Annotated in this window: 22 protein-coding genes and 1 pseudogene; 6 read left to right on the forward strand and 17 right to left on the reverse strand. The window is 61.6% G+C overall.

Going from position 1 to position 25,817, the window contains the following annotated elements; all coding sequences use genetic code 11:
• Window positions 1-2: 2 nt before the first annotated feature.
• From ECTHA_RS0106035 to ECTHA_RS0106065, 7 genes and pseudogenes are all read right to left on the reverse strand, one after another.
• The gene (locus ECTHA_RS0106035; RefSeq protein ID WP_025281770.1) at window positions 3-530 is read right to left on the reverse strand and encodes a ParB N-terminal domain-containing protein; all 528 of its coding nucleotides are present in this window, start codon (window positions 528-530) and stop codon (window positions 3-5) included.
• Window positions 531-735: 205 nt separating this feature from the next.
• Window positions 736-1,854: pseudogene (locus tag ECTHA_RS17250) on the reverse strand (BCCT family transporter); the annotation flags it as partial.
• Entirely contained in the window at window positions 1,851-2,270 is a 420-nt protein-coding gene (locus tag ECTHA_RS0106045; RefSeq protein ID WP_025281771.1) for a YbhB/YbcL family Raf kinase inhibitor-like protein, read from the reverse strand. The gene ECTHA_RS0106045 and the pseudogene ECTHA_RS17250, both read right to left, overlap by 4 nt.
• Before the next feature lie 104 nt (window positions 2,271-2,374).
• Complete coding sequence (locus ECTHA_RS0106050; protein ID WP_051582605.1) at window positions 2,375-3,019, reverse strand: ABC-type transport auxiliary lipoprotein family protein; 645 nt, start codon at window positions 3,017-3,019, stop codon at window positions 2,375-2,377.
• Entirely contained in the window at window positions 3,016-3,954 is a 939-nt protein-coding gene (locus ECTHA_RS0106055; RefSeq protein WP_025281773.1) for an MlaD family protein, read from the reverse strand. Before ECTHA_RS0106055 ends, ECTHA_RS0106050 begins: the two co-directional genes overlap by 4 nt.
• 2 nt (window positions 3,955-3,956) lie before the next feature.
• On the reverse strand, window positions 3,957-4,757 hold the full coding sequence (locus tag ECTHA_RS0106060; RefSeq protein ID WP_025281774.1) for an ABC transporter ATP-binding protein: 801 nt from the start codon (window positions 4,755-4,757) through the stop codon (window positions 3,957-3,959).
• Window positions 4,754-5,872, reverse strand: a complete 1,119-nt coding sequence (locus tag ECTHA_RS0106065; RefSeq protein WP_238624904.1) for an ABC transporter permease — start codon at window positions 5,870-5,872, stop codon at window positions 4,754-4,756. The genes ECTHA_RS0106060 and ECTHA_RS0106065 overlap by 4 nt, the downstream gene beginning before the upstream one ends.
• 302 nt (window positions 5,873-6,174) lie before the next feature.
• Here ECTHA_RS0106065 and pufA point away from each other — a divergent pair, with 302 nt between their 5' ends.
• Window positions 6,175-6,372 (forward strand): light-harvesting antenna LH1, alpha subunit, encoded by a 198-nt coding sequence (gene pufA / locus ECTHA_RS17255; RefSeq protein ID WP_025281776.1) that lies wholly within the window; start codon window positions 6,175-6,177, stop codon window positions 6,370-6,372.
• Between the two features lie 58 nt (window positions 6,373-6,430).
• Window positions 6,431-6,568 (forward strand): light-harvesting antenna LH1, beta subunit, encoded by a 138-nt coding sequence (gene pufB / locus ECTHA_RS0106075; protein WP_025281777.1) that lies wholly within the window; start codon window positions 6,431-6,433, stop codon window positions 6,566-6,568.
• Between the two features lie 166 nt (window positions 6,569-6,734).
• Here the strand turns inward: pufB and ECTHA_RS0106080 are convergent, their stop codons facing one another.
• The 6 genes from ECTHA_RS0106080 to ECTHA_RS0106105 all read right to left on the reverse strand — a co-directional run bounded on the left by ECTHA_RS0106080 (window position 6,735) and on the right by ECTHA_RS0106105 (window position 13,944).
• The gene (locus ECTHA_RS0106080; RefSeq protein ID WP_025281778.1) at window positions 6,735-8,849 is read right to left on the reverse strand and encodes a SulP family inorganic anion transporter; all 2,115 of its coding nucleotides are present in this window, start codon (window positions 8,847-8,849) and stop codon (window positions 6,735-6,737) included.
• Window positions 8,850-9,005: 156 nt separating this feature from the next.
• The gene (locus ECTHA_RS0106085) at window positions 9,006-9,740 is read right to left on the reverse strand and encodes an LrgB family protein (RefSeq protein WP_025281779.1); all 735 of its coding nucleotides are present in this window, start codon (window positions 9,738-9,740) and stop codon (window positions 9,006-9,008) included.
• Window positions 9,733-10,101 carry a CidA/LrgA family protein gene (locus ECTHA_RS0106090; RefSeq protein WP_338042690.1) on the reverse strand — a complete coding sequence of 123 codons (369 nt, stop codon included), beginning with the start codon at window positions 10,099-10,101 and terminating at the stop codon, window positions 9,733-9,735. Before ECTHA_RS0106090 ends, ECTHA_RS0106085 begins: the two co-directional genes overlap by 8 nt.
• Window positions 10,098-10,529, reverse strand: a complete 432-nt coding sequence (locus tag ECTHA_RS0106095; protein WP_025281781.1) for a DUF3617 domain-containing protein — start codon at window positions 10,527-10,529, stop codon at window positions 10,098-10,100. Before ECTHA_RS0106095 ends, ECTHA_RS0106090 begins: the two co-directional genes overlap by 4 nt.
• 71 nt (window positions 10,530-10,600) lie before the next feature.
• Window positions 10,601-11,899 carry an ATP-grasp domain-containing protein gene (locus tag ECTHA_RS0106100; protein ID WP_025281782.1) on the reverse strand — a complete coding sequence of 433 codons (1,299 nt, stop codon included), beginning with the start codon at window positions 11,897-11,899 and terminating at the stop codon, window positions 10,601-10,603.
• 29 nt (window positions 11,900-11,928) lie between these two features.
• Complete coding sequence (locus tag ECTHA_RS0106105; RefSeq protein WP_025281783.1) at window positions 11,929-13,944, reverse strand: CocE/NonD family hydrolase; 2,016 nt, start codon at window positions 13,942-13,944, stop codon at window positions 11,929-11,931.
• A gap of 151 nt (window positions 13,945-14,095) precedes the next feature.
• Between ECTHA_RS0106105 and ECTHA_RS0106110 the strand changes: the two genes are divergently transcribed.
• From ECTHA_RS0106110 to ECTHA_RS0106120, 3 genes are all read left to right on the forward strand, one after another.
• Window positions 14,096-15,340, forward strand: coding sequence for a protoporphyrinogen/coproporphyrinogen oxidase (locus tag ECTHA_RS0106110; RefSeq protein ID WP_025281784.1), 1,245 nt, complete (start codon window positions 14,096-14,098; stop codon window positions 15,338-15,340).
• Between the two features lie 80 nt (window positions 15,341-15,420).
• Window positions 15,421-15,891, forward strand: coding sequence for an SRPBCC family protein (locus ECTHA_RS0106115; RefSeq protein ID WP_025281785.1), 471 nt, complete (start codon window positions 15,421-15,423; stop codon window positions 15,889-15,891).
• Between the two features lie 31 nt (window positions 15,892-15,922).
• Window positions 15,923-16,381, forward strand: a complete 459-nt coding sequence (locus tag ECTHA_RS0106120) for a PAS domain-containing protein (RefSeq protein ID WP_025281786.1) — start codon at window positions 15,923-15,925, stop codon at window positions 16,379-16,381.
• A 3-nt stretch (window positions 16,382-16,384) separates the two neighbouring features.
• On the opposite strand, the gene ECTHA_RS0106125 is transcribed toward ECTHA_RS0106120, so the two are convergent.
• Both ECTHA_RS0106125 and ECTHA_RS0106130 read right to left on the reverse strand, forming a co-directional pair.
• Window positions 16,385-19,477, reverse strand: coding sequence for an efflux RND transporter permease subunit (locus tag ECTHA_RS0106125; RefSeq protein ID WP_238624900.1), 3,093 nt, complete (start codon window positions 19,475-19,477; stop codon window positions 16,385-16,387).
• Entirely contained in the window at window positions 19,474-20,655 is a 1,182-nt protein-coding gene (locus tag ECTHA_RS0106130) for an efflux RND transporter periplasmic adaptor subunit (RefSeq protein WP_084306774.1), read from the reverse strand. The genes ECTHA_RS0106125 and ECTHA_RS0106130 overlap by 4 nt, the downstream gene beginning before the upstream one ends.
• Before the next feature lie 310 nt (window positions 20,656-20,965).
• Between ECTHA_RS0106130 and mobB the strand changes: the two genes are divergently transcribed.
• On the forward strand, window positions 20,966-21,526 hold the full coding sequence (mobB, locus tag ECTHA_RS0106140; RefSeq protein ID WP_025281789.1) for a molybdopterin-guanine dinucleotide biosynthesis protein MobB: 561 nt from the start codon (window positions 20,966-20,968) through the stop codon (window positions 21,524-21,526).
• A 30-nt stretch (window positions 21,527-21,556) separates the two neighbouring features.
• On the opposite strand, the gene ECTHA_RS18930 is transcribed toward mobB, so the two are convergent.
• Both ECTHA_RS18930 and ECTHA_RS0106150 read right to left on the reverse strand, forming a co-directional pair.
• Window positions 21,557-24,118: a hybrid sensor histidine kinase/response regulator gene (locus ECTHA_RS18930; protein ID WP_025281790.1), complete on the reverse strand. Its 2,562-nt coding sequence runs from the start codon at window positions 24,116-24,118 to the stop codon at window positions 21,557-21,559.
• Between the two features lie 90 nt (window positions 24,119-24,208).
• Entirely contained in the window at window positions 24,209-25,807 is a 1,599-nt protein-coding gene (locus ECTHA_RS0106150) for a diguanylate cyclase domain-containing protein (protein WP_025281791.1), read from the reverse strand.
• Window positions 25,808-25,817: the final 10 nt, after the last annotated feature.

The raw sequence follows: 25,817 nt of genomic DNA on the forward strand, positions 1-25,817 counted from the left end.
CGCTACTCCTGGCGGCGGGTTCGGTGCTTGTTCTTCATGCGGTCCATCTTGCTGTGGGAGATACCAAGGAAGTCAGCGAGTTCGAAAAGGCTGGGTGACTTCGGGAACCCCATCTGTTGGGCGAGGCCACCATCCAGCATTCCAGCTTCTCGAGCATCCAGCCAGCGCAGGATGGAAAGATCCTCAGACCCGGAGCCTAGCAGAACCGGGCTGAGCAGATCATCCAGGTAAGCCAGCGAGTCTACGTCGTACCCGGAATCCAGGGAGACGGCAGGAACAAGGATACCAGGGCTCAGCACTGCTCGGGCCAACTGCAATGAACGGTGGCCTGCCCGAATAATGTATTGGCCCTCATCCGCTGGAGTGACACAGATCGGGTGAGCCAACAGCAAATGACGTACGGCTTCCGGGGTAAATCGAGTGGCGGCAGCAAGACAGGAATCGCCAGGAATCCAGCGTCTGACCTCAGCTTCTGAGTTCGCTATCTGGATGGAGTCGAGGGGGATATCAAGGTAGCGCGGCTTGGCCAATTGCGGATCCTGATGTCGCCAGGGTAGTGCTCAGCACTATACCGCAATTTAAGGAATTCTGCGTTGGGCAATCCGAGCCCATGAATTACGCGTTTTGCTGACTAAGGATGACCTTAAATGCTTTTAAATGATCTTAAGGTCTTGTAATGATTGGTTTTTTCTTTGGCCGGCCCGGCGCTTACCAACCATGTCAAGGTAGTGCTCGCAGCGCGCTGCCGCCGAAGATGGCCATCCACGCGAACACGAACAACGAGGGCAGCGCCAGCACCCCGAAAATGAACTCGCGGATGGTGCGTCCGCGAGAGATGCGGGCGATGAAGATGCCCACAAAGGGCGACCAGGCGATCCACCATGCCCAGTAGAACATGGTCCAGTCCTTCTGCCACTGGGAGCCGCCGATGGCGTCGGCATACAGGGACATTTCAACCAATTGCTGCAGATAGGCACCGGTGGAGTCCAGAAGGAAACGCAGGATGAACAGGGTGGGACCAGCAAACAGCACGAACAACATGAAGACGACTGCCAACCCCAGGTTGAACACGCTCACCCACTTGAGACCCCGATCCAGCCCCGACAACACCGAGAATACGGCCACCAGGGTGATGCCGGTAATGATCCCCACCTGATACCAGTGGGACACGGGCATGTCGAAAAGCACATTGAGCCCGGTATTGAGTTGCATGGCACCGAAACCCAGCGATGTGGCCAGACCAAACAGGGTGCCGAATACCGCCAGAATATCGATCACATGACCGATCGGCCCATAGATACGGTCGCCCAGCAGCGGGTAGAAGATCGAACGAATCGTCAGTGGCAGACGGTGGCGGAAGCTGAAGTACGCCACCGACAGCCCCAGCACCACATACACAGCCCAGGCGTGAAGCCCCCAGTGGAAGAAGGTGTAGACCATGGCCTGGCGCGCGGCCTCCATGGTTTCGCCCTCCCCCGTGGGCGGGTGCTGATAGTGCAGGATGGGTTCGGCAACACTCCAGAAGACCAGCCCGATGCCCATGCCGGCCGAGAAAAGCATGGCGAACCAGGCCCCGTAGCCGAACTCCGGACGATCATCCGGCTGACCCAGGCGGATGGACCCGTAGCGGCTGAAACCAAGCCAGATCAGGAACACCAGAAACACGGTCACCGCCAGCAGATAACCCCAGCCCAGATACTCGGTGATGAAGCCCTGGATCCCCTCGAACACCTGGCTGGCGGTGGCGGGAAAACTCACTCCGAAGCCGACGAACGCCAGCACCATGATCGCCGAGGCGATGAAAACCGTGGGATTGACAGTGGCGAAGAATGCTCCTGGGCGATACGGTCTCATGATCCGTGATCCGGCGTTGGCATGCACAGCGCGCCCGTAAGACGGGCTTCGGCCAGCACGTGCCCCGATGCGGCGTGTTCGAATTGCGAACGGGTGGCACCTGCCTGCAGGTCAAGCTCGGCGTCCAGCGCCAGCAGGCGGAAACGATAATGATGACAACCCTCCGGCGGTACCGGCCCCAGATAGCCGACCTTGCCGAACGCATCCATGCCGGTCCTTGCCTGGCTGGGCAGATTCAGCGAGTCCACGCGTTGGGTCGTCGGGGGTAAATTCCACACCAGCCAGTGGGTCACCTCCCCCAGCGGCGAATCCAGGTCCTCCAGGAGCAGCGCCAGACTGTGGGCATCTCCCGGCACATCATGGATCTCCAGCGGAGGGAGTTCGTTGGCGTGGCGGGCCGAGACATCCACAGGCATGGCACCACCATCCGGGAACGAAGGACTTGTCAGCTTCATGACTGTTCCGCTCAAGCTGCCCTCTCAGCCTCGCATCCTCCCCATTCGAGGCTGCCGGGTCAACTTCAAGAGCCTTTTTCCAGACGATGGCCGGGCGCCAATTGCTCCACCACCCAATCCACCACCTCACGACTCAAGACCTCCATGGCCTGGTTCATCGCCTCCACCACCGCCTCGATCTCCTCACCCTCGCTGGGCTGGCGGACCTGAAAACGTCGGCTGGCAATGATATTGCGGCTGGCATCCTCCATCAGCTGTACATCCAGTCGAACAAAGGCTTCGGGGGGGCCATCAGCGCCTTGAGACGGGTATTCACTACGCAGGGCACCGAGCTGACTCACCAGAGAGACCTGGCTGCGTGCAGAGCTGGAATCGCTGATCACCGAGGCCACTCGGCCATCCTGGCGCAGTGCCTCCACCATGTAGGCTGCCACCAGCGGGGGCGTGCGATCCGCCCAACGAGCCCCCCCATAGAAGCTGATTTCCTTGCCGCTGGGCGCCACCAGGATGCGGGACGTGGTCAACGGGAAGGGGGCCTCGGGTTTCTCCACCCTGAGCACCTTGTCGTGCAGGACTTCGTAAGCCGTCTCCTGCTCGGGTGGCGACAGCAGAAACACCCGTTGCGGTGTCTGTTCGGGCAGCAGGGTGCAGCCCGCCAACCCCAAAAGCCAAAGGGCCGGCACGAGCACGATGAAGAGACGGGATATCACGGGTTGAACTCCTGAATGCCATCCTGACCGAGCAGGAAGCGCGCCGGGTTATCTTCCAGTCGACGGATCACGCGGTTAAGGTTGCGCAGGCTGCTCCTGAGATCACGCATGGCCGGGTCCAGTTCACCAAATGACTGTAGCCCCTGGTCCAGCGAACCCTCATGGGTGGCCAGCAGTTTATCCATGCGCGCCGCCGTGGCCTCCACCGAGGCCATGGTCTGGCGGGCATGCTCAAGGATGGCCCTGCCCTCCCCGGCCACCAGGATATGCGCCTCATCACCCAATCGTTGCAAGGACACCAAGGTCTTTTCCGCCTGCAGGCTGGCCTCTGTGATCGCCCCCATGGCACTGGCCAGATCGCCACTTTGACCCGCCAGGGCGGAGGTGACCTGCTCCACATCATCCAGGATACGGGTCACCCTATCGGCATTATCGGTGGAAACCAGCCGATTGGCGTTGTGCAGCAGTTGCCCCACTGCCTCGATGAGGCTCTCACTCTCGTCCAGCAAGGTATTGAGCGGAGAGGGGTCCCCCTCGATCCGCGGTGGACTGGAGCGACTGCCCTCCAGCCGCGGGGTATCCGGTGTGCCACCGTATAACTGCACACTCATGGCGCCGGTGATGTTCACCAGTTTGAGGGTGGCACGGGTATCGGCATGCACCGGGATCTCGCTGTCCACACGAACCAGTACCCGAACCTCGTTGGGATCATCGGGATTCAGGCGCAGATCCATCACGTCACCGACGCGAATGCCACTGAACTGCACCATGTTGCCTTCGGCCAGGCCGCTCACTGCCCGCGTAAAGACAATTTCGTAGTAATCATATTCCCGGTCCGAGGCAGCCTTGTGCAACCACAGCCCGAACACCAGCCCCCCCAGAAAGGTGAGCAGGGTGAATAATCCGATCACTACATGATGGGCTCGAGGTTCCATGATCAGCGATTCTCCAGAACATCCGCCGCTTCACGGGCGGCGCGGCCACGGGGGCCATGGAAATAGTCACGAATCCATTCATCAGCGGTGTTCTCCACCACCTCCAGGCGGTCCGCTACCAAAACCCGGCGCTGCGACAGCACGGCCACCCGGTCGCAACTGGTATACAGCGTATCCAGATCGTGGGTCACCAGGAATACGCTCAGTCCCAGCGCGTCGCGCAGGGTCATGATGAGCCGGTCAAAGCCCGCGGCGCCGATGGGATCGAGTCCGGCGGTGGGTTCGTCCAGAAACAACACTTCCGGATCCAGCGCCAGGGCCCGGGCCAGTGCCGCCCGCTTCACCATGCCGCCGGAGAGTTCAGCCGGGTATTTGAGCGCGGCCTCGCCTGGCAATCCCGCCAGGGCCAGCTTGATGCGTGCCAGATACTCGGCATCCCGCCGCGACAGGCCCGCGTGTTCCATCAGCGGCAGGGCAATATTCTCCTGCAGGTTCAGGGAAGTGAACAATGCCCCACCCTGAAACAGCACGCCAAAGCGCCTCTCCACCCGGGATCGCTCTCGATCCGGCAGGCTCTGCAGTTCCTTGCCAAACACCTCGATGCGCCCCGCCGAGGGCCGCATGAGGCCGACGATGCTGCGCAGGAGCACTGACTTGCCTGTGCCCGACCCACCCACCACGCCGAGGATTTCGCCGTGGCGGATATCCAGATCCAGCCCATCGTGCACTACCAGGCTTCCGAATCGGTTCTGGAGCCCCCGCACGCGGATTAGCGGCGGCTGTGTACCCTGATCGTCCGTCACCAGCCCATCTCCATGAAGAACAGTGCTGCCAAGGCATTCATGAGAATGACGATGAAAATGGCCTGCACCACGCTGGAGGTGGTGTGTTCCCCCACCGATTGAGCGCTGCCGCTCACCTTGAACCCTTCCAGGCAGCCCACCACGGCAATCAAAAAGGCAAACACCGGCGCCTTGACCATGCCCACCAGGAAATGCTGGAGAGGGATGTCACGTTCGAGAATGATGAAAAACTGGCTGAAGGGGATATCCAGTGACACGGCACACACCACTGCGCCGCCCATGATGCCACTCATCATGCCGATGAAGGTCAGCAGCGGCAGGCTGATCATCAACGCCATCACCCTGGGCACCACCAGCAGTTCCATGGGGCTCAACCCCTGGGTGCGAATGGCGTCGATCTCCTCGTTGGCCTTCATGGAGCCGATCTGGGCGGTGAAGGCGCTGGCCGTGCGCCCCGCCAGGAGGATGGCCGCCAGCAAGACGCCAAACTCCCGCAGGAAGGAATAAGCCACCAGGTCCACGGTGTAAATGGTGGCCCCGAACTCTTCCAGCACCGTGGCCCCCAGAAAGGCCACCACGGCACCCACCAGGAAGGTCAGCAAGGCCACAATGGGCACCGCATTCAGCCCTGTTTGATGAAGATGGACCACCAGGGCGGTGAAGCGCCAGCGATGCGGGCGCGGCAGCAAACGCAGGATGGTCACCAGCGTCATGCCGATAAAGCCCATGAGCAGCCGTTGCTGATGCCACAGGGCTTCCACCACCTGGCCGGTTCCGGCCAGAAAGTCGCGGATCGGTCGCGACGGGGGTGGCTCGGGCGACCGGGTTGACCCCATGGCGCGGGCCACTGTCTCCAGCAGAGCCCGACGCTCCTCGGGCAGATAAGCCGCCTCGGAGGCCAGAGCCTCCAGGCGCGCCGCCCCCAGCAACTCCACCAGCAAGGCGGCACCGGCGGTATCCAGTTCCCCCAGGTCCTCAAGACTGACCGCGCCACCGAACTCGGCAGCGGCTGATCGCTCCACCTGGCCGCGCAGGTGACGGTAATGAGCCAGCACCCAGTCGCCGGCGATGCTCAGGCGATCTTCTTGCTGGTCAATGCGGCCGGGCGTGGACATCGGGCACATCATTCCTTTGCGTAAAGGTGGGGAATCTGGGATGTTACATTACCGACACCAATGTATGTAACCCGCACTCGCAAGCCCTTCCGGGGGCTAAACCTGATCTTGCTCAACTTTCTCATCCATTCACGAAAGTGGAGTGTTACGCTTGCTTGACATCCAACCCTGTCAACGTAGACTCACACCCATCGCGACAGGCAAGCCGTTGGAACCAAGGTCACCCCGTCGCAGAGCTTTGAGGTTTTCCATGCTCCGGGTCTTGGCGAGAGGCCCGGTTACAAACCAAGAGGGTGTTATCAATGAGCGAATACAGAGCAAGCAAGCCGAGCAACCCCAAGGACGACTGGAAGCTGTGGTTGGTCGTGAATCCTGGCACCTGGCTGATGCCCATCCTGATGGCCGTGCTGGTTGTCGCCCTGGTTGTGCACGCCTTCGTGTACTCCAACGACAACTACAACCCGCTGACCTATGATGCGTCTGCGGAAGTCTCCGAGTAATCTCGAGCTCCAACCGAGCTTCAGACTGACTTTTGTCCTAACTTAGAGGGTATCTACCATGAATGACAGCATTTCCGGTCTGACCGAAGAACAGGCCAAGGAATTCCACGAGCAGTTCAAGACCACGTTCACCGTGTTCATGGTGCTGGCTGCCGCCGCCCACTTCCTGGTGTACCTGTGGAGACCCTTCTACTAAGAAGGCGTTTTCCGCTGCATCACTGAAGTAGCGGTATCAAGCAGAGGAGGGGTTGGCACTGCCACCCCTCCTCTGTTTTTTTGTGCCCGTGCTTTTTTGTGCCCGTCCATCCTGACCACGCCCGTTCCAGCGGCCCCCACCTGGGGCATCGACCTCGTGCCGAATCTCAGGCGCGCTCGTTTTCGCCCTCTTCCTGGTCTGCCTGACCCTCCTCGGCTTTTTGCTTGGCAAGACGATCCCGAATGGTGGCAATCGCCCCTTCGGTGGAATGGAACACGTTGTCTTCGCCCATGAAATCCACCAGGTGGGTGCGCTTCATCACCATCAACACCTGTGGCTTGATGCCGGCAAACACCAGCGTGGTACCCCGCGCCCGTAGTCGCTGCACCAGTGAACGGATCACCTCCTCTCCGGAGGCGTCGATCTCGTTCACGCCCTGGGTGACCACAATCATGTAGCGGGCGTGGGGATAGCGGGCGGCCTGCTCCAGCACCGCGTCTTCAAAGTATCCGGCATTGGCGAAATACAGTGAGCGGTCGAACCGCAGCAGGCCGATCTCCTCGTCAGCCCTGAGGCCGTAGCGACGCGCCTCGCGCAGCGTGCCATCCTCGTAGCGTGTCAACTCGGATACGCGCGGCCGCATGGTGCGGTACAGGAACAGACCTACCGCCAGGGCCACACCAATGAGGATGCCCACATCCAGATTCGGTGCCACTGCCAGAGTGGCCACGAAGGTCACAATGGCGGCGATGCCATCATGCCGGCTGGCCAACCAAGCATGCTGAATGGCCTTGAAATTGATCAACCCCACCACTGCCATGACAATGATCGCAGCCAGGACCGCCTCAGGCAGGTGGTAAAACAAAGGCGTGAAGAACAGGAGCACCAGCAGGATGAATACCGCGGTGAACACGGAAGACAGACCGGTTCGAGCTCCGGCATTGAGGTTCACGGCCGAACGGGAAAAGGATCCGCTCACCGGGTAGCCCTGGCTCACGCTGGCCGAGAGGTTCCCCAGCCCCTGGCCAATCAACTCCTGGTTGGGATTGAGCCGCTGGCCGGTTCGTGCCGCCAGGGCACGGGAAATGGCGATGGCCTCAGTGAATCCCACCAGCGCAATGACAAAGGCCGCGGTAAAAAGCGCCGTCAATGTAGCAGGCGTGAGATCCGGCATGGAGATGGACGGCAGACCCGCCGGGATACTGCCGATCACCCGGCCCCCCGCATCCATGCGGATCTGTACCCCATCGACCTGAGTCACTCGCCATTTAGGGTGGACCTCCTCCCCCCTCTCATCCAGGGCTTGAGCTGCCACAAAGGCATCCGGCTGCCCGTCTTCTCCGGGAAGGCGAGCAAAACGCACATCCCGCATTTCTTCCCGGTACAGCTTGAGCACCCGCGACACGTGCTCCTGACGCAAGGAGAGCAGTTCGATCTTATATCTCAGCGCTGCCGCCTCGGTGGAGTCGGCCGCTTCCAGAAGCGCCTGCTGTTCGCGGATCTGCAGCTCCAGATCGGCCTTCTCTTCCTTGAAGTCGCCCCATTTGAGCAGTTGTTCCGCCACTGCTGGAGGCGACACCTGATCCAGGTGGACATCCGCCTTGCGCTCAAAGCCCATCAGCCAGCTGATGGCAGTGGCCAGTATCACGGCGGCCAGCACACCAGGCACCCGGGGGATGAACCGTTTGAGCCCCACCATGATGAGGATGGCGCCCACGCCGAAGGCCAGGGTGGGCCAATGCAGATAGGCTACATCGCCGAGCATGTCCCACAGGCCCATGAGGAAATGCCCTCCGGTGTCCACCGGAATGCCCAATAGCTTGTTGAGTTGCGAAAGGCCGATGACCAGCGCTGCTGCATTGGTGAAGCCCACGATCACCGGATGAGAGATGAAACTCACCAGTGCCCCCATGCGCAGCACACCCATGGATAACTGCACCACCCCCACCAAAAAGGCCAGCGCCACCGCCAGGGCCACGTATTCGCCGGAACCCGGCGCGGCCAGCGGAATCAATGCCGTTGCCGTGAGCAGCGAGACCACCGCTACGGGCCCCGTGGCCAGCTGATTGGAAGAGCCCCATAGGGCCGCCACGATCACGGGCAGGAGGGAGGCATACAGGCCATAGACCGGCGGCATGCCCGCCAACTGGGCATAGGCCATGGACTGCGGCACCAACACCAGGGCCACGGCAGTGCCCGCCGCCAGATCGCTCTTGAGAATCTCGCGGCTGGGCTTTTGCCAGCGAAGGAAGGGGAACAGTTGGTAGTGGATGGAATTCATTGAACAAGCATATCAATATTCGCTTATGATATATAGATCCTTGTCATGATTCATGCACTGGGCCGCCCCTCCCTGATCCCATAGCCATGCGAGCGGCCAGCGGAACCTGAGTCAAGAAAGGTTGAAACTCGCCGAGGCGAAGGGTGATTGAGGCAGTCAACCGCCCACCAGGATCGGTAGCCAGTTGAACGAGGCGGGTAGCAGGAAGGCTGTGATGATGCCGGCCAGGGCGAGGCCGAGGCCGGCGAACGCCCCGGCTGTGGCACTGATGCCGAAGGCCTGGGCAGTACCGAACCCGTGGGCTGACAACCCCATGGCGAATCCCTTCACCCGATCATCGCGGATACGCAGCAGCCGGATCAGGCCGGGCGCCAGGATGCAACCGATGGCCCCGGTCAGCAGCACCAGGGCGGCCGTCAGCGAAGGCAGGCCCCCCAGTTTCTCGGACACCCCCATGGCAATGGGTGATGTCACTGACTTGGGCGCCAATGACATCAGCGTGACCCATTCCGCGCCCATCAGATAAGCGATCGTCACCGCACTCAGGGCGGCCGTCGCCGCGCCCGCCAACCCCGATACCAGCAGGGGCAGCAGCAGTGCCCGGATCTGCTGGCGATTCTCGTAAAGGGGGATGGCCAGGGCCACCGTGGCCGGGCCAAGCAGGAAATGGATGAACTGGGCACCGTCGAAATAGGTGTCGTAGTCAGTGCCGGTGAGCAACAGGATGCCAATGAGAATGGCCATGGATATCAGCACCGGGTGCAGCACGGGGCTGCCTCCCAGTCGCTTGTTGATCCAGAGGCTGCCCTGGAACACCACCAGGGTCATGGTGAGCCAGAGCAATGGGCTGGCGGCCAGGAAGGCCCAGATGTCCGTGATCTCTTCAGCCATCTTCGGCGCGCCGACTCCGCAGCCGGATCAACCGGCTCAGTATCAGCATGGTCACCCCCAGTGCAAGGACCGTGCTCACCACCAGCCCCAGCAGGATCGGCGCCCAGTCCCGGGCCACCAGGCCGAAATGGACCATCAGGCCCACGCCTGCCGGAACGAACAACAGGGCCAGGTGACGCAGCAGGGTGTCAGTGGTCTGTTTGAGATACTCGGGCACGCCACCACGAATCAACAGTGCCCCGAACAGGATGAGCATGCCCAGCACCGGCCCCGGAAAGGGCAAATCCAGCCAGAGCACAATCACCTCACCCGCCAGTTGGCAGGTGAGCAGGATGATGATGGCGGTAATCAGTGAGCTCACTCACATTCGCCGATGCGCTCCCCCGTGATGTCCGTGCGCATCACCAGCGGACCCATGGGGCTCTCCAGGTTGGCCGTCATGTGACCTTCAATGCGATCACCCATGAACTGCAGCTCGGCACGCATATCCACTTCCATGCCGTCTTCTACACAGACCATGTCGTAGGTCATGGTGGATGAGGTCATATCCATATTGGACACCTCGCAGTTTTCCTCCACCTGCAGGAAGTCCGGCCCCCTGGCCACGTCTTCGGCAGTGATGCACTCCGAACTGGTGTGGGTCTGCTCCGGGAACGGGGTATCACCCTCCACACTGGTCACGTTGGTGAATTCCCATTGCCCGGGCTGGATATCCAGTTCATCGGCCTGAACGCCCAACGGCAACAGCAAGGCGACGGCGGCGGTCAGGATCAGTGGACGGACGCGCATGAGCTCTCTCCGATACATGAATGTCGCGCCATGGTAGCAGTGGGGCCAGATACTGGCCACCGAAGCCCCCATCAGGTAATGACCGGATCCGGGTCCTTCTCGATATCAAACTGCAGCACCGCCAGTGCCTCGTCGTACTTGTCCAGCATGTCTGTCTGATCGCGCCCGCCGATAAAGACATTGGCGATCTCGAAGCTGTACATATCCTGCCCCTGCAGGTCCTTGAGGTGCTGACCCGGCTTGACCGGGATCTTCACATGGGTGCCGGGTTGGCGCTGCCGCAGCTTGTCGATGGCCTTGGTGCTGGGAACCCGCACCACCTTGCCGCTCTCCACGGTACGGAACATGAAGTGGCCGGCCACATTGAACTGACCCTTGCGCTCCATGGGCTTGGGCTTGCGGCCCAGGGCCAGATCCACCATCACCGACAGATGCGATACACCATGCACCTTCTCGAAGATATCCGTATGGGCCTGGGATACCCGGGGGTTGATCTCCAGGAACCACACCTGATCGGATGTTTGATCGTAGAAGAACTCGGCATTGAAAGCGGAATTATCCAGCCCGAACTGCTGCACCACCATGCGTGCCACGTCCATCATGCGATGCTGGATCTCCAGCGGCAGTGAGGAGGGGTATTCATAGCGGGCAAAGGATGAGCTGTCCTGCTCGTGAACCGAGTCCACCACTCCGTAGATGTGTACCCGCCCGTTGTAACTATAGCCCTCCAGGGTGCACTGCCAACCGCCGATGGGGCTCTCGGCCACGAAGCTCTCGGGCATCTCGGCGATTTCCGGCGGGGCGCCGAAATGACGCATCAGGTAGAGGAAGGGTTCGCCCATGAAACCCACCTTTTCCCGGCACAGGGGCATCACCGCCCTGAACTGACGCTCATCGTTGATCTGGAAGGCCAGGTAGGAGCGGAAGGACTTGATGGGCTTGATCCAGAACGGCGGCAACAGACCCAGGCCACCATAGGCCTCTTCATCAAAAGGATCGAAGGCCCGGAACTGGGGAATATGTTCCGGGATCACCTTGCGCTGTTCCAGGCGACTCCAGTACTTGTTCTCGCACTTGAGCACCGACTCCAGGGTGGGCCCGGGCAATCCAAAGCGCTCGGCCAGGATGGGCGTCATCACCGTGCCGGGGAAGTCGTAGTAGCTGGTGATCGCATCCACCGTACCGTCAAAGGCTTCCATGGTGCGTGTGGCCTTGTCGATCAGGTGCTTGATGTCGTACTGATCCACGTTACGGATGTCACTGATATCCAGTGCCGCGTGGAATTCACATTCCTCAGCCTGGGGCAAGCGTTCGAGCTTGTCCCGGTTGAAGTCGTCCAGACCAATGATGAAGACGTTTTTCTTGGGCACTTGGCTTGTCTCCGCAAAAGCGTTCGTGTTTACACCAGATCACGTGGGAGCGTCTCGTCCCATGTCTTGGAAAAGACGCGCACATCCCCCTCGTAGGCATCCAGTGTGGCACGGATGATGAAGTGGGTCCGGGTGGATGTGAGCACCGTCCGGGTGACCGTGCGTGCATCCCAGTCGCCGCGAGCAAACTGGCGCTCGTGCGTCACCTCGCCCCTGAGGGTATCGTAGCGCTCGTTACTGTAGCTGTAGCGCTCGCGCACCTGGCGCCCGAACGTCAGATTGATATCATCCAGACGAATTCGTGGATCATTGTTCACCACATCCAGGGCCACCTGATTGCTGGCCAGGTTATGCACCACCTGCCACTCACGCTGGGCCGGAGCCATCAAGGTGTTGGGTGGTGTGGGGGCCTGACGGGGCTGCCCAAGGCTGGGCAGGCTGGCATCGTCGAACTCTGGGCAACGCTGAGGCAGACGCAGGCGGCAACCGGCGGTATGCAGGGTCAACCTCACCGGCTCGGGTGCCGGCCAGGCCAGTGGCCAGTAGGAGCTGGAGATGGCCAGGCGGATGCGATGCCCCGCATGAAATCGCTGAGCCACTTCATTCAGGCGCACGGTCACCCGGTAGGGGCGCCCCGGCTCCAGCGCCTGTGGATCTTCATGGCCGTCTCGATGCGTGAGGTTCAGGATACCGAAGGTCACCCGTGTGGCACGGTCATCCGGGGCCAGATCCGAGATGCGCACCGCCACCATGGCCACGGGCTTGTCGGCACTGATTTCCAGATCCACCTCGGCGGCCCCCAGCATCTGTAGGTCTTCGTGCAGGGGCTGTGTGTCGAACACCAACGCGCCGCCGTCCTCCAGACGCTGATCCGAAGGCAGGTCGGTGATCTCGGCATAGGAACACCATTTGCCGGCGAACAGGCCCACGCTCAGGGGGCTTTGGATGGTGAGCGTCTCCGACTCGCCCGCATCATCCTCTCCCGGGACAAGGCGCCCGTTACTGAGCTGGTATTCCCGGGGGCGAATGGCCGGGCTGGGCCAGTGTGGCTCGGCCACCCAGCCTCCGGTGGTCTCGGGCAGCAGGGGGTTGCGGCGGTCATGCATCCACACCCGCAGCATCGGATCCTGCTCCACCTGCCTGTCGATGCCCTTGAGCCAGTGATCCCACCAGCGCACGCATTCCCCCAGGAAGTCGATGGTGGGTCCTGGACCGCCCATATGGGGATACTTGTGGCCCCAGGGGCCTACCAGACCGCGACGCGGCCCCTTCAGGTGACGCATGAGACGAAATACGGTATTGGAGTAGCCATCGGCCCATCCGCTGACCGCCATCACCGGCACCTGGATGGCGTCATAGTTCTCGCACACCGAGGCATGACGCCAGAAGGCATCCCGGCGTTGATGCTGCAACCAGTTGTGAATCCACAGACCACTGCCCTCCAGCCGCTCCAGCCACATGTCTCGCCAGCGCTCACCCACCACCTGAGGGTCCGGCGGGCAGGAGTTGAAGCCGAACATGGTCGAGGCCCAGGAGAGGTTGTCAGTGAGCAGGCAGCCGCCCATGTAATGCACATCATCGGCATAGCGGTCGTCCGAGGAGCACACGGAGATCACGGCGCCCAGTTCCGGAGGCTGCAAAGCGGCCAGTTGAAGGCCGTTGAAGCCCCCCCAGGACAGCCCGAACAGCCCCACCTTGCCGGAGCACCAGGGCTGGGCAGCAATCCAGCGCAGGATCTCCAGCCCATCGTCCAGTTCCTGCTGCAGATACTCGCCCCGCAGGATGCCCTCGGAATCCCCGCTGCCGCGGATGTCCACTCGCACCCCAGCAAACCCCTGACTGGCAAAGAAACCATGGATTTCCGCATCCCGCAGCGCCTTGTGGTCCCGCTTGCGATACGGGATGTATTCCAGAACCGCCGGCACGGGATTTTCTTCGGCACCCTCCGGCAGCCAGATCTTCGCCGCCAGACGGCAGCCGTCCGCCATGGTGATCCAGGTGTTTTCGATCAGATGCACTCGGCGCTCGAATGAGGCGTCGTTCATGGTGAGGTTCCTTGACGCTGCGTGTTTGGCCGGCCCGGCAGACAATGACAGGGCGCGTTACAGCGTTATATTATCCATCAAATGACCAGACACAAATGCCTGGAAGCGAAGTTTGTTGTCTTGTTGATCATTCAGCCCGCGGGAGCACCCCATGAGCATTGACGTGGCCATCGTTGGCGGCGGCCTCTCCGGGCTCGCATGCGCCCTCACCCTGCGTGAACAGGGACGCGAGCCTCTCATTCTTGAAGCCTCCGACAACGTGGGCGGCCGAATCCGCACGGATCATCACGATGGATTCCTGCTGGATCGTGGGTTTCAGGTGCTGCAAACCTGGTATCCGGAGGCGCAGCGATTCCTGGACTACGAAGCCCTGGATCTGCGTGCCTTTCAGACAGGCGCCCTGGTGAGGATCAATGGGCGCGCCCGCCGTGTGAGTGATGTCTGGCGTCAACCCACCCGGCTACCGGAAATGCTCTGGTCTCCCGTGGGCCATCTGAGCGACAAGATCCGGCTGCTGCATCTGCGGCACCGTTGCCTGCAGGGCGATCTGAACGATCTTTATCAGCGCCATGAACGGGATGCGGTCACCCACCTGGCGGAACTGGGATTCTCGCAACGGATCATCGATCGTTTCTTCAAACCCTTCTTCAGCGGTGTGTTCTTCGAGCCGGATCTGCATGTCTCATCCCGAGCCTTCGAGTTCGTGTTCAGGGCGTTTGCCCTGGGCGATACCGCCCTGCCGGCCAAAGGCATGGAACAGATCCCCCAACAGATGGCTGCCCGCCTGCCGGCGGATACGTTACAACTGCACACCCGTGTGGAGCGAATCGAGAAGAACCTTCTGCACCTGACCTCAGGCGAGGTGCTGCAAGCACGGGTCATCGTCATTGCGACGGAAGGCCCGGAAACCGCTCGACTGCTGGGGCAGAATGCCGCCGATGTACCCACCCGTGGAACCACCTGCTTTTACTTCTCCGCCAACCGGGCACCCATCGACGGCCCCTACCTCATGCTCAACGGGGAAGGCAAGGGCTGCATCAATAACGTGCTCTGTCCATCGGTGCTCTCCGAACACTATGCACCGCCCGGCAAGACCCTGGTGAGCGTGAACGTGCATGGCGCCGAGCATGATCTTGATGAACTGGAAGCCCGGGTGCGAAGCGGTTTGGCCGCCTGGTTTGGTGACGAAGTCCTGGACTGGCAACGGCTGACCGTGTACTCCTTGCCCCATGCCCTGCCGGTGCAGTCACCGCCGGTTCAAAACCCGGCCGAAGTGGCGCTCAGGCAAAGCGAATTCGTGTGGACCTGTGGTGAATACGGGTGTGCCCCCTCCATCCACTGGGCGCTGCACCGGGGCCGGCGCAGCGCACGGGAGATCGCCGCCGCACGGCACTGACCGTACAAGCCTCGGGGTTTTGTCTATACTCGAGGGATCAAGCCCCACGGGAAACCCGCACAGCAGGAAAGGCGCCGCTTATGGTCAAAGCCCAATCCAGGACACTCATCAAACGTCCGCTGGAGCAGGTATTCAGTTTCATCGTGGATGATTTCATCCAGAACTATCCGCGCTGGTCACCCGAGGTCAAATCCCTGCGCGCGCTCACCAGCGGTCCGCTGCGACCGGGTTGGACGGGCCATCAGGTACGCGTGGACCAGGGGCGGCGAACAGAAACGGAGTTTCGCGTGGTGACACTCGAGCCCGGATCACGCGTCTCCTTCCGCGGCATCAAGGATCCTTTCCAGATCGACTATAAGTTCACCCCGCGGGATGGACACACGGAACTGACCTTTACCTTTGAACTGGCCAAGCTGGGTTTTGCCATGCGGCCTTTCGAAAAGCTCATCCGCATTGCCGTGCAGGAAGGTACCGACAGGACGGCGCGGAACATCAAGGGCCTGGCCGAGACCGAACTGGAACCAGCCAGCCCAACCCCGCCCCCACGCTGACCATCGATTCTCTTACCGGAGTCATCGCACCATGCAGTTCACCGCTGAAAAAGACCCGGGCCTGATCCCTTCCGTGCTGGCCCAGATTCTGGACACCTGCGTCAACGGCGTCACCCTGTCGGACCCGGATCAACCGGACAACCCCATCGTCTATGCCAACTCGGTCTTTGAACAGCTCACCGGTTACAGCCAGGAGGAGATCCTGGGCCGAAACTGCCGCTTCCTGCAGGGCGAGGAACATGATCAGCCCGGCCTTGACGAGATCCGCAAGGCGCTGGCGGAGCATCGGCAGGTGGAAGTCACCCTGCGCAACTACCGCAAGGATGGCTCCCTGTTCCATAACCGCCTGAACATCCGCCCGCTGTTCGATTCCGAAGGGAACCTCATCTATTACCTGGGGGTGCAATACGACGTCACCGACCTGGTGGAGGCCCAGGCGGAAGTCGCCCGCCTGGAGGGCCTGTTGAAGAAGGATACCGGCAAGGCCTGACCCTTACACCGGTTCCTCCTGGATCTCACGGGTACGCTGGCCAAAGCCACGGCGTTCCAGGAAGTTCTCCACCAACGAGTAGGCGATGGGGATCAGCAGCAGGGTGAGCACCAGCGCGGCAATCATGCCGGCGATGATGGCGGCCGCCATGGGCGCATTGGTCTCCGCCCCTGCCCCAAAACCCAGAGCCGCCGGCAACAGGGCCAGGATCAGGGTCAATGAGGTCATCAACACGGGGCGCAGCCTGATGGGACAGGCCTCCTGAAGGGCTTCATCCACGCTCAGGCCCCGATTGCGGCGGTACTGATTGGTGAGATCCACCAACAGGATGCCGTTCTTGGTGACCAGCCCCATGAGCAGCACCATGCCGATCATGGAGAAGATGTTGAGGGTGAATCCGCCCACCCATAGCCCGACGATACCGCCCACCAGGGCGATGGGCTGGGCCGCCATGATGATCAACGGCTGGGTGAAGGAATTGAACTGACTGGCCAGCACGATATAGACCAGCGAAACCGCCAGGAACAACACGAACAGCATGGCGCCAATGGCCCGCTGCATCTCCTCGGCCTGCCCCATCAGCTCCACGTTGTAACCCAGAGGCAGCACATCGTCGCCAATGGCCTGGAGTGTTTCCACCGCCTCGCCCAGGGGCATGCTCGGGCTGCCATAGAACTCGGCTGAATAGTTCAGGTTGTAGCGGTTGATCACCGCCGGCCCGATGCCCGCCTCCATGCTGGCCACGGTATCCAGGCGCACCAGTTCCCCGTTGCCCGCCCGCAGATACAGTTTTTGCAGATCATCAGGGCGGGTAAAGGCATCCTCACGGCCCTTGAGCCGGATATCATAACGCTGTCCGCCGCCGTCCGGGTCGTTGAAACGCGCCACGTCGATGCCGCCCACCATCACCTCCACGGCCTGGGCCACCTGACGAGCGGACATACCCAGGTCGCGGGCCCGTTCACGGTCCACGTTCAAGGCCAGTTCCGGCCGCTCCAGGTCCAGTTGCATGTCCAGACGCCCCATGCCATCCACCTCTTCCAGGCGCGATCGCATCTCGCGAGCCAGGCGGGCCACCTCGGTCAGATCGGGCCCGGTGATGGCGAACTGCAGCGGGTCACCCCGCTGCCCGGGCACAAACGGCACCTCGGTGGCAAAGGCCCGCACACCCGCCAGTTGCCCGAGCTTGGGCGAGATACGGTCAATCACCTCCTGCTGACTGGCGCTGCGCTCATTGCGGGGCACCATGCGAATGAATGAGATCCCCTCGTACACCTGCCCCGCATCCCCCAGGCCAATGGCCGCGAACATGCGATCCACCTCGGGTTGATCCAGCACGATTTCTTCAATCTCGGCCATGCGCCGATCGGTATAATCGATGCTCGACCCCTGCGGGGTCTGGAAAATGACCACGAATTGCCCCGTATCCTCGGAAGGTGCGAACTCCCCGCCCACCCGGGGGAAGATCAGGCTGCCCACCACCACCAGGCCCACCAGCGATGCGGCCAGCACCGTCCAGCGCCAGTTCAGACCTGTTGCCAGGCTGCGCCGGTAAACCGACTCCAGGCCCCGGAAGCCCTTTTCCAGGGCGTTGTACACCGGTCCATGCTCTGTTTGCACCGTCAGGAACCGGGAGCAGAGCATGGGAATCAGGGTGAGGGCCACAAGGCTGGAGGCCAGCACACCAAAAGTGACCACCACGGCAAAGGATTCAAAGAACCGGCCCACCGTTGCTTCCAGGAAGATCACCGAGGCAAAGATGGACACCAGGGCCAGGGTGGAGGCGATCACCGCGAAGAACACTTCCTTTGAACCGGAGATGGCTCCCTTCACGGGTCCTTCCTTGTATTGCTCCCGATGCCGATAGATGTTCTCCAGCACCACGATGGCATCGTCCACCACAATGCCAATGAGCAGCAACATGGCCAGCATGGTGATGGAATTGAGGGTGTAGCCAAAGAAGTACACCACCGCCACGGCCGCCATCAGCGAGACGGGAATGGACAGGGCAATGATCAGCGTGGACCGCAGGTTCTTCAGAAACAGCCACATGACCAGTGCCGAGAACAGTATCCCCAGCGCGATGGTGAGATAGAGCGAGTCGATCTGCTCCAGGATGAACACCGATTCATCGGATGAGATGGTGATCTGCATCCCCGGCGGCAACTGAGGGCGAATCTGATCATCCAGGATCTCCTTCACCTCCTCGATGATGGCCACGGTATTGGCACCGGAGACCTTGACGATCCCCAGGCCCACGGTGGGTTCGCCATTGAAGCGGGCCAGGCCCCGACGATCCGCGAGCCCATCGATGACATCGGCCACGTCCCGCAGGTATACCAGCGAGTCGCCATGGGCGCCGATGACCATCTCTTCCAGTTCCTCGGGGCTATGGTATTCCAGGTCCAGCTTGAGTTGATCCTCCCGGTCACCGCCCACCAGGAAGCCCCCGGGCATCTGCACGTGCTCTTCCTCGAAGGCGGCCATCAGATCCGGGATGGTCACACCGAAGGCATTGAGCCGGTCGGGGTCGATCTCCACACGGATGTTCCGCTCAAGCCCCCCACCAATGCGCACCTCGCCCACGCCGTTGATGTTCTCGATCTGCTGGCGAATCTCGTTGCGGGCGTAGGTATCCAGTTGCTGTCGGGTGCGGTCCCCTTGCAGGGCCAGCCACATGATGGGCTGGGCATCGAACTCCACCTTGTCCACCACGGGTTGATCCGCATCGGAGGGCAGCTCAGCCACCACCTGACTCACCTGGGCCTGCACCTCGTTGAAGGCCACGTCCACATCCTTTTCCAGGTCAAAGATGATGTTGACGATGGAGGCCCCGGGTACCGATTGGGAGGTGATGTTGTCGATCCCGGGCACGGTGTTCACCGCCCGCTCCACCTCGCTGGTGATGGCGGAGTCGATGATCTCCGGGTCCGCTCCGGTCTGGGTGACGGTGACACTGATCACCGGGAAATCGATATTGGGGATGCGGTCAGTGCCCACGTCCTGTAGCGAGATCAAGCCAAACAGCACGATCACGGCACTGATCATCACCGCCAGCACGTGCCGGCGAATGGAGAGCTCGGAGAGTGTCATCATTGTTCGTCGTCACCCTCTTGGGGTGAGGCGTTCACGGAGGCACCGTCAGTGAGGAACCCGGCGCCATCCACGGCAACCTTGTCACCGGCTTCGAGACCATCCAGGATCTCCACCCAGTCGGCGGTGCGTTGCCCCACTTCCACGCGTCGGGCCTCCACCGTCTCTTCGTCCGCATCCAGCACGTAAACCGTATCCCCGTCGGGTCGCTGCACCAGCGCCTGGCGCGGCACCGTGAGACCTTCTCGCTCCGACAGGACCAACTCCACGTTCACACTGGAGCCGCTGCGCCAGCCGCCGGGGTTCTCCACCAGGGCGATGGCCCGGATGGCGCGCCCATCCAGGCTGATGGCCGGACGTATCTCGCTGATCTCGGTGTCCAGCTCGCTCACCCCGGCGGCGCGGTTGCTCACCTTGAGGGGCATGCCGATCTCCAAATCGTTGGCCAGGGTCTCGGGGAAGGACACCCGCACCTGCAACATATCCGAGGTGGTCAACCGATACAGGGCGGTGCCGGTCTGAACGTAATCGCCCTCACTGACCAGGCGTTCATCGATCTCGCCATCAAAGGGGGCCTTCACACGCGTGCGTTCCAGATCCCGCTCCGCGGCACGCAAGGCCAGGCGCGAGGCCGCCAACTCCTCCCGGGTTACATCCAGTTCCGCCTCCACTTCGTCCAGTTCCTGGGACGACACGTGGTTGTTCTCATGCAACTCCCGATAGCGCACCACCGTGAGTTCCTGCAGGGCTGACCGGGCGTTGAATCGCTTCACGTCAGCTTCGGCCTGGTCCCGGCGGAGCACGTAGTCCTCCTCATCCAGCTCGGCAATGAGATCCCCGGCCCGGACCCGGTCCCCCTCGTTCACCAACAGTCGTTTCACCGCACCGGATACCTCGGCGGCCACCCTGGGGTCATTCCTTGACCGCAGTTCCCCCAGGGCCCGTTGTGTACGGGTGACCGTTTCCGGTTCCAACTCCACATAGGTGATGGTCACGGCCCGGCCCGAGGGGCCCGGCCCTGCACTCTCGTCGTCCTGGGCATCCCCCGAACAGGCAGGAAACACCAGGGACGCCAGCAAGGCCAGCGGGAGTGTCCAGCGAGCCAGCGGACTGCGGGCTACGCGGTAAGCGGGAAGGGAGCGAGGAGTGAGGCGGGATTGAGGGTGATGGTCTGCTGTCATGTGTCCTGTGACCGTGGTCGGTCCTTGCGGTTCATCGAGTGGGTCGGTCGAACGGGAAGCTCGACGCCTGATCTGTTATATGATTTTGCTCATGAGCGCCTAAAACAGGCATGGGATTCACCACGTGCCCTCTTTCACCTTACCGGAGACAAAACCATGATGGCCAGCACCCGCATGGCCCCTGATGCTGCTTGGGTTATCGCACCGATCTGTTTCATGTTAACAATGTGAGCGCCGCCCACCTGAGTATCTGCCCCGACTGCCGCACCGGCGCCATGGGCATGACGGCCATGACACCCCCGGAGACCCGATGACCACGAGCACCCTGCCCTTGCTGGGCTTCGCCGCCTGGAGCGGCACGGGCAAGACGACCCTGCTGGTACAACTCATCCCCCTGCTCAGGGCCCGGGGACTGCGCATTGCCATGATCAAGCATGCCCACCATGCCTTCGACGTGGACAAGCCGGGCAAGGACAGCTTCGAACTGCGCAAGGCCGGCGCGGCCCAGATGCTCATCGCTTCCCGTCACCGCTTTGCCCTGATGGTGGACGCGGAAGAACCCCAAGAACCGGATCTCCGGACCCTGGTGGAACACCTGGACCCGGCACGTTCAGATCTGATCCTGGTGGAGGGATTCAAGTCGGAGTGCTTCCCCAAGATCGAACTATACCGCCCCTCCCTGAGCCAGCCACCGCTGCATCCGGACGATCCGGACATCATCGCCGTGGCCACGGATGCGCCCGGCTCCCTCAACACCCCCCTGCCGATTCTGGATCTGAACAACCCGGAGGCCATCGCTGAATTCATTCTGGACTGGGCCAGATCAGGGACGCATCCCGCACAACAGTACAGGGCATCGACGCAGCGCTGAGCGCAGCGGCAGGATTGTGTTCAAGGGCAACTAGCCAAGCCAGGCATCCACTTCGGCCAGAAAGCCTTCCACGTCCAGGGGCTTGGTGAGATGACCCTGAAATCCCGCCTCACTGAGCTTGGCCGAGTCCCGCTGGGAAGCGTAGGCCGTCAGGGCCAGCACGGGTATATCGAACGTTTCCGGGTGCTGCTTCAGACGATCGAGCACCTGAAAGCCGTTCATGTGTGGCATGTTGATGTCCATGAGGATCAAATCCGGTCGTTGCGCACGGGCCAACTCCAGGCCCGTGCCCGAGGTGTGCGCTCCGATGAGCCGCACGCCCTGGCGCCGCCGTTTGAGGATCTGTTCCACAAGATTGAGATTGGAGGGGTTGTCATCCACATAGAGCACGGTGTGGCGGATCACCTGATCTTCCGTCGTGCCATGCGGATCTGGAGTCCGTGCGGTACTGATCTCTCCTGTGGCTTCCGGATGATCGTCCTCGGGCACGGGGAGTTCAATCCAGAAGGTGCTGCCCTCGTCCTGCGTACTGATGACACCGATCTGGCCGCCCATGGCCTGGATCATGCTGCGCGACAGGGACAGTCCGATGCCGGTCCCCTCCATCCCGGTGGCATCAGCCCCCAGCCGGTTGAAGGGTTCGAACAACTGGGCCTGACGGGCCTCGCTGATACCTGGGCCCGTATCCTCAACGCCAATACGCAGTATCCTTTCGGCCTCCTTGGGCCAATAGTGAAGTTGAACCCGGCCGCCATCCCGGTTGTACTTCACGGCATTGGATAGCAGGTTGATCAGCACCTGCTTGAGTCGCACCCGGTCGGCCCACACTCGCTGGCCAGCCGGCTCCCCCAGATCCACGACGATGCCTCGCTGATCCGCCAGAGGCATGACCAGTTGCGCACATTCTTCCACCACCTCTTCCAGCCCCAGATTTTCGGGAGACAGATCCATGCGCCCCGATTCCACCTTGGCCAGATCCAGCACCTGATTGATCAGGGCCAACAGGTGCCGCCCCCCCTTGAGGATCTCCTGAAGGTTTTCCTGTTGCTCCTCACCCAGGCTGGGATCCGCTTCCAGCAGTTGCGAGAAACCCAGAATGGCATTCATGGGGGTGCGCAACTCGTGGCTCATGGCAGACAGAAACTCCGACTTGGCCCGGTTGGCATATTCAGCTTCATCCTTGGCCTGACGCATGGCGGTCTCGGCGCGCTTGATCTCCGAGACATCCACATGACTGACCACCACATGTTCCGGCTGCTCCGTCTCGTGTCGAAGCGATGAGACTCGCAGGATGTAGTAATCATTTCCCATGTCATAGTCAGCCTCGTAGGCATCGCTCTCACCCCGCAGCACCTGACGGATACCATCAGCGATCGCCCGAACGCTTTCCTCGCCCTCGGCAATGGCCCGATCGCAGATTTCCAGGTAATTCACGCCTTCCGCCACACGACCGTTCACCCCGCCGTTGCTGTTGGCAAATTCCCGCCAGGCACGATTAACGGTAATGATGTCTCCGCGACGATCCAGGACGCAGATGCTGGACTTGAGGGAATCGATGATGGACTGAGTGAATAGCAGATCCCGGTGTTCGCGATCGCGCAGGGACTGTTCGGCCCGCCGGCGCCGGGTGATGTCTCGATTGACGGCCCGACGCCCCAGGTATTCGCCGCTCTCAGCCACCACTGGAAGGCATTCATGCTCGATCCAGCGCTCTTCGCCATTGCGATGGCGGATGCGAAACTCCATCTGATGCCTGGGCAACGAGGCACCATCCGCATTGATTTCGTCCATGTGGGCCTGCCAGCGCGCGGCGTCCTCGGGAGGCATGAGCCTCTTGAGCAGTTCCGGATCCCTGAGAAAGTCCTTCCGGGTATAGCCGCTCACGGCCTCACAGGCCGGCGAGACATACTTGAGGCTGCCATCGGCGCCATACCAGTAATCCCAGTCCGGCGAGTAATCGGCAGCAATGCGGTAGCGCCGCTCACTGGCCTCCAGGGCCTGCAGGGCCGCCTCCAGACGGGCCTCGGCATCCTTGTGGACGCTCAGGTCCACCAGCACGCAGGCGAAGTCCGAATCCCGCCCGTCTCGCCCCGGGAGCCGATGCACGTGCAGATCCCCCGGAAAGGCACGGCCCTCCTGATGCCTGAGCTGTATGTCCCTGAGCACGGCCTCACCTTCTCGGCCCGCCTCCTCAAGGGTGCGGTTCACGTGGTCCAGCCCCTGCACATGAAACAGACGCCTTAGCAGTTGCCCGCGCATCTGTTGAGTGGAGAGCCCGAACTGGTCCACGGCCCTTTGATTGGCATCCAGGATGATACCGGTCGGGTCCACCACCAGGGCCGCCAGGGGCAGGCCGTGAAACAGGGCGGAATAGCATCCCTGAAGCTTCCAGGAGGTGAGCTGACTCTCGCGCAGTTCGGCGTTCTGGGTTTCCAGTTCCACCTGATAGGTGCGCAAGGTCTCGGTGAGTCTTGCCAGATCCACGTCGCCCGAAGCCAGCAGGCGTTCGGCCAGTTCAAAATCCCCTGACTTCAGGGCCTGTGCCGCCTGTTCCCTGACCCGCTTGTCCCGCCTGTCATCGGGTTCGTTCATGTTTCGCCTTCTTGCTCCGTTCAAATGCCCACTGCAGTCACACAGAAGCCTGCTGCATCGCAGCATTCTGACACCAGCACAAGTTCCAGACTAGCCGGTCTCGAAGAAATGGTAGCGGTTCTTGCCCGACTCCTTCGCCCGATACATGGCCTGGTCTGCATGTCGCAAAAGCGTATCCGGATCGGCCTGGTCCGTGGGATAAAAGGTCACACCCACGCTGGCGGAAATCTCCAAGCGTTGACCTTCGATGGTCACCGGCTCTGCCACCGCCTCCAGTAACCGGGAGAGGGCCTGATGCGCCTGCTCCATGGTTCGTACGTTGTTAAAAAGGATGACGAATTCATCCCCTCCCAGACGCGCCAGGGTATCATCAACCCGCAGCAGGTTGCGCAGGCGCGCCGTGATGGCCAGCAGCAGTTGATCCCCCATGGCGTGGCCATGATGATCGTTGATGGGCTTGAAGCCGTCCAGATCCAGGTAGCAGATCGCCAGAGGCCAACCATTGCGCCGGCTGCGGGCGATGGCCTGGTCCATGCGGTCAGCCAGCAGACGCCGGTTGGGCACCCCGGTCAGAGGATCATAGTGGGCAATCCTGTCCAGTTCCGTCTGATGCTTGCCGATCCGCTCGATCAGATCGTTGAACGCACCCACCACCTGCCCCAGCTCATCGTAACGATGCATCCGGGGAACTGCCAGGGGGCTGAAGGGCCCCGCGGGGGATTGTCGCGTCTGCAGGGAGAGATCCCGCATGGGAATGGCGATGGAACGGGTCAGAAACACCAGCAACCCGCCCATCACCAGCAAAATGAGCGCACCGAGCATGGACACGGTTCGAATGAGGATGGATCCCTCCTCGCCTGCACCCTCTGTACTCATGACGATGCCGACATCGGCCTCCACACTGTCCGGTTCGAGCAATCGCCAGGCCACACGGCATTGATTCAGTATCGCGATCTGCTCAGGAGCGCCGATGGGTACATCTTCGAGGTTTGCAATCTGCATGGCCACCTCCGAAGGGCCGGGAAATAGCTGCCCGTCCAGCACCAGCGCCACACCCGTGAGATTCGCCCGAGCACGAATCTCCGTGAACAGGGAGACCCGTGCCGAAAGCGCCACCAGGCCGAGTAACTGCCCCACCATCCGACCCGAGTCAGGGTCCCGGAAACTCTCTTGCGTGACCACCGCCATGATGGACTCCCCTTCTCCCGTCTCGACCGCCACAAGCCGGCTGGGGGTGGCGACGGTGGCCTGTTCCTGATGCGCAAGCCATCGAATCAGGGCGTCACTGTGTCGAAGCGCAAAACCGCCCGCCACCCAGGGGAGTTCGTCCTCACGGGTGATCACCAGGGCGTCGAACAGGCTGCGCCCCTGCAAGCGATCGTGAAGGTTGATCAGGTGCATGGCGGCTTCAGGGTCATCGGCGTACACCGCCTCTCGCAAGGCCGGAAGCCTCACAAGCTCGCTGGCCACCCGCTCGGCGGATTCAATCTCCTTGTCCAGAATCAGGGAGGCAATGGCGGCACTGCCATCGAAGCTGCGGTGCACCTCCTGCAGGTTGGCCTGACGGGCCCCCTGAATGGTGAGCATCACCGCCAGCCCGGCAATCAGCATCATCGCCAGGCCCACGGCCAGAATGATGGTTCGGGTGAGTGTGGGGCGACAAAGTTGGGTCCCAAGGGAGGTGAACATGATCCCCGGT

Source organism: Ectothiorhodospira haloalkaliphila ATCC 51935 (assembly GCF_000633935.1).
GTDB classification, from domain to species: Bacteria; Pseudomonadota; Gammaproteobacteria; order Ectothiorhodospirales; family Ectothiorhodospiraceae; genus Ectothiorhodospira; species Ectothiorhodospira haloalkaliphila.

What these genes read in the sequence shown, in the direction of transcription:
- ECTHA_RS0106045 (WP_025281771.1), bottom strand. Translation starts at nt 2,270, where the DNA reads ATGCCTGTGGATGTCTCGGCCCGCCACGCCAACGAACTCCCTCCGCTG.
- ECTHA_RS0106055 (WP_025281773.1), bottom strand. Translation starts at nt 3,954, where the DNA reads ATGGAACCTCGAGCCCATCATGTAGTGATCGGATTATTCACCCTGCTC.
- ECTHA_RS0106065 (WP_238624904.1), bottom strand. Translation starts at nt 5,872, where the DNA reads ATGTCCACGCCCGGCCGCATTGACCAGCAAGAAGATCGCCTGAGCATC.
- pufA (WP_025281776.1), top strand. Translation starts at nt 6,175, where the DNA reads ATGAGCGAATACAGAGCAAGCAAGCCGAGCAACCCCAAGGACGACTGG.
- pufB (WP_025281777.1), top strand. Translation starts at nt 6,431, where the DNA reads ATGAATGACAGCATTTCCGGTCTGACCGAAGAACAGGCCAAGGAATTC.
- ECTHA_RS0106080 (WP_025281778.1), bottom strand. Translation starts at nt 8,849, where the DNA reads ATGAATTCCATCCACTACCAACTGTTCCCCTTCCTTCGCTGGCAAAAG.
- ECTHA_RS0106085 (WP_025281779.1), bottom strand. Translation starts at nt 9,740, where the DNA reads ATGGCTGAAGAGATCACGGACATCTGGGCCTTCCTGGCCGCCAGCCCA.
- ECTHA_RS0106095 (WP_025281781.1), bottom strand. Translation starts at nt 10,529, where the DNA reads ATGCGCGTCCGTCCACTGATCCTGACCGCCGCCGTCGCCTTGCTGTTG.
- ECTHA_RS0106105 (WP_025281783.1), bottom strand. Translation starts at nt 13,944, where the DNA reads ATGAACGACGCCTCATTCGAGCGCCGAGTGCATCTGATCGAAAACACC.
- ECTHA_RS0106110 (WP_025281784.1), top strand. Translation starts at nt 14,096, where the DNA reads ATGAGCATTGACGTGGCCATCGTTGGCGGCGGCCTCTCCGGGCTCGCA.
- ECTHA_RS0106115 (WP_025281785.1), top strand. Translation starts at nt 15,421, where the DNA reads ATGGTCAAAGCCCAATCCAGGACACTCATCAAACGTCCGCTGGAGCAG.
- ECTHA_RS0106120 (WP_025281786.1), top strand. Translation starts at nt 15,923, where the DNA reads ATGCAGTTCACCGCTGAAAAAGACCCGGGCCTGATCCCTTCCGTGCTG.
- ECTHA_RS0106125 (WP_238624900.1), bottom strand. Translation starts at nt 19,477, where the DNA reads ATGATGACACTCTCCGAGCTCTCCATTCGCCGGCACGTGCTGGCGGTG.
- ECTHA_RS0106130 (WP_084306774.1), bottom strand. Translation starts at nt 20,655, where the DNA reads ATGACAGCAGACCATCACCCTCAATCCCGCCTCACTCCTCGCTCCCTT.
- mobB (WP_025281789.1), top strand. Translation starts at nt 20,966, where the DNA reads ATGACCACGAGCACCCTGCCCTTGCTGGGCTTCGCCGCCTGGAGCGGC.
- ECTHA_RS18930 (WP_025281790.1), bottom strand. Translation starts at nt 24,118, where the DNA reads ATGAACGAACCCGATGACAGGCGGGACAAGCGGGTCAGGGAACAGGCG.
- ECTHA_RS0106150 (WP_025281791.1), bottom strand. Translation starts at nt 25,807, where the DNA reads ATGTTCACCTCCCTTGGGACCCAACTTTGTCGCCCCACACTCACCCGA.